The sequence below is a fragment of the bacterium genome (assembly GCA_030654305.1).
Classification (GTDB): Bacteria; Krumholzibacteriota; Krumholzibacteriia; order LZORAL124-64-63; family LZORAL124-64-63; genus PNOJ01.
This window is the reverse complement of sequence record JAURXS010000472.1, coordinates 1-2,905: the sequence shown is the minus strand read 5'-3', so window position 1 is coordinate 2,905 and position 2,905 is coordinate 1. Positions and strand designations below refer to the sequence as shown.

3 protein-coding genes are annotated in these 2,905 nt (G+C 69.4%); 2 read left to right on the top strand and 1 reads right to left on the bottom strand.

Going from position 1 to position 2,905, the window contains the following annotated elements:
* Positions 1 to 402, bottom strand: a 402-nt coding sequence (locus tag Q7W29_13490; GenBank protein ID MDO9172834.1) for a bacteriohemerythrin, incomplete at its 3' end; no start/stop codon positions are given.
* Positions 403 to 748: 346 nt separating this feature from the next.
* Between Q7W29_13490 and Q7W29_13485 the strand changes: the two genes are divergently transcribed.
* Both Q7W29_13485 and carA read left to right on the top strand, forming a co-directional pair.
* Entirely contained in the window at positions 749 to 1,867 is a 1,119-nt protein-coding gene (locus tag Q7W29_13485) for a porin (protein MDO9172833.1), read from the top strand.
* Between the two features lie 150 nt (positions 1,868 to 2,017).
* A partial coding sequence (gene carA / locus Q7W29_13480) for a glutamine-hydrolyzing carbamoyl-phosphate synthase small subunit (GenBank protein ID MDO9172832.1) occupies positions 2,018 to 2,905 on the top strand: 888 nt, incomplete at its 3' end.

The window sequence follows — 2,905 nt, the reverse complement described above, 5'->3', positions numbered from 1 at the left end:
CTCGACTCCGGGCAGGCCCCTGGCGTAGCGACCGATCTCCTGGTCCGACGTCATGATGTGGTGCCCGACCCAGTTGATCAGGAATTCCAGCACCGGCATGCTGATGCGCTCCATCTCGAGGCGCCTCTGGAAGCGGCGGACCTTCTGCACGAGCTGCTCGTGCTCGTGCCGGTGGCTCTCCATAGCGGGATAGCCGATCTTATCCATGTAAGCTTCCTCGTCCCGAAAATGTGTCTCAGTGTAGACGATGAGCTTCTCCAGGAGCATGTGCATCCGCTTCTGGCCTTTGCCCAGCACGATGGCGTCCTGGAGTTCCCTGACGATGGCGAACAGCTGCTTATGCTGGCCGTCGACTGCTTCGACGCCGATGCTCAGGGCGGCGCTCCATTTCACTTCTTCCATCGGGGTCATCCTCCTTGGCAGGTTCGGGATCGACCGCCGGACGAGCGATCCCCGATCAGGTTCGGAAGATCGACCCCCCGGTGTAGTGATTGAGCATTATCTCGAACATGACACCCAAGAGCAGCCTAGTAGCCCATGAAGAATCACGGTAATACCGTTATATATGATAGATAATTCCGTCATATTTGAGCAACACGAAGGTACCGTGAGCGTCGTTTCACTGAATTTTAATAGGTTATCAACGTCGGTTTCATGGGAATATCACATGCTGAACATCGACATGTGGAGACTGCGAACGACGGCGCCCCTGCGGCGCCCACCCCATCCCGGACGGAAGGACGCGACCATGGAACTGCGGCGGATTCTCGGACCGATCATGACCCTGGCGCTGGCGGCCGCGATCGCGCTGCCGGCAGTCGCCGGCGAGGGGCCGACGCTCAAGTACGGACTCGAGACGCAGCTGCGCGCCATGCTGTCGCACCTCGACGAGCCCGGCAGCGGACCCGCCAACGAGGGTGGGATGCAGGTGCGGACCGCGCGCCTGGACGTGCGCGCCAAGTCCGAGGACGGCCGTCTGAGCGGCCGCTTCCTGGTGGGCGCCGACCGCGCCTCGGGCGGGATCGAGATCGAGTACGCCTACGCCGACCTCGCGCTGCCGCAGCTGTGGCGCCTGCGGATCGGCCAGTTCAAGCCCGAGTTCCTGCGCGAGGAGAACGTCGGCAGCACCGACCAGCTGGCCGCCGAGCGCTCCTACACCGCCGACTACTTCACCGTGGACTACGCCGAGGGCGCGGCGCTGATGCGCGACTTCGCCCGCTCGCGGGTGGCCGTGGCCCTGCACGACGGCTCCTACTCGGCCGGCACCGACCTCGGCGGCGACCGCACCGACATCGCGCTGGCCGCGCGCGGCGAGTTCGCCCTGCGCGGGGACCGCAAGCGCTGCGCCGACTTCCGCGCCCTGCCGGACGAGGGCACGGCCGTCCTGCTCGGCGTGGCCGCCGACTTCGAGCAGGGCGTCGATCCCGACGTCCTGAAGGCCAGCGCCGACGTGGCGGTCGGCGGCCCCGGCTACAGCCTCTTCGCCGCCGTGATCGTGCAGAGCCTGGACGGCTCCCACGGCGCGGCGATCGCCGACCAGACGGCCCTGGTGGCCCAGGGCGCCGTGTCCCTCGTGCCCGGATCCTGGGACGCGTTCGGCCGCTGGGAGCACCTGGACTTCGACGGCGTCTACCACCGCAACAAGGGCGCCGGCGTCTCGGGCGCCACCGCCACGGTCGACGACGAGGCCCTGGACATCGCCACCCTGGGCGTCAACTGGTACCGCGACGGCCAGTCCTCCCGCTGGACCCTGGACCTGGTCCGCGCCCTGGACCGCATCCCGGTCGCCAACACCGGTTCCGGGCTGCTCGCGGGGTCCGCGGCGGGGCAGACGGTTGTTCGGCTCCAGTACCAATTCAAACTCTAGCAGTCGCTTGGGGGGGGATTCGCGCCGCGGCGCAATCTCCCCTGGCATTTCCCCGGGGGGCAGGGTATCCGTCTTGACCCGGACGGGTCGCGTGGGTTCCTGCCCCCCGCCGTGCGGACCAGCGCGCGACCCAGCGCGACGGGACGTTCCATGACCGATGCCTCCCCCGCCCTGCTCGCCCTCGAGGACGGCTCGACTTGGCCCGGACTCGGTTTCGGCGCCCGCGCCGATGCCGCGGGCGAGATCGTCTTCAACACCAGCCTCGCCGGTTACCAGGAGATCCTCACCGATCCTTCCTACCACGGGCAGCTGGTGACCCTGACGTGCCCCCACGTCGGCAACACGGGCGTCAACGACCGGGACGACGAGAGCGACCGCGTGTGGGCCGCCGGCCTGGTCGTGCGCGACCTCAGCCCGGTGGTCAGCAGCTGGCGCGCCACGGGCCGTCTCGACGACTGGCTGCGCGGGCACGGCCGGCCCGCGATCACCGGCGTGGAGACGCGCGCGCTGGTGCGGCACATCCGGGAGCAGGGCGCGATGCGCGCCGCACTGTCGACCGCCGACCCCGACCCCGCGCGCCTGGTGGCCCTGGCCCGCGCGACGCGCGACATGAGCGGCCTGGACCTGGCCCGCGAGGTCACCTGCGCGCAGCCCTACACCTGGAACGACGAAGGCCGCCACCACGTGGTCGCCTACGACTTCGGGATCAAGCGCAGCATCCTGCGGCAGCTGGCGGCGCGCGGCTGCCGCGTCACGGTCGTGCCCGCGGACACGACCGCTACCGCTGCGCTCGCGCTGCGGCCCGACGGGATCTTCCTGTCCAACGGGCCGGGAGATCCGGCGGCGGTGACGGCGGCCATCAACGCGGTGCGGGAGCTGCTGGGGCGCGTGCCGCTGTTCGGCATCTGCCTCGGCCACCAGATCCTGGCCCTGGCCCTGGGCGCGCGCACCTACAAGCTGAAGTTCGGCCACCGCGGCGGCAACCAGCCCGTGCGCGCGCCGGCGGGCGGCCGCGTGGAAATCTCCGCGCACAACCAC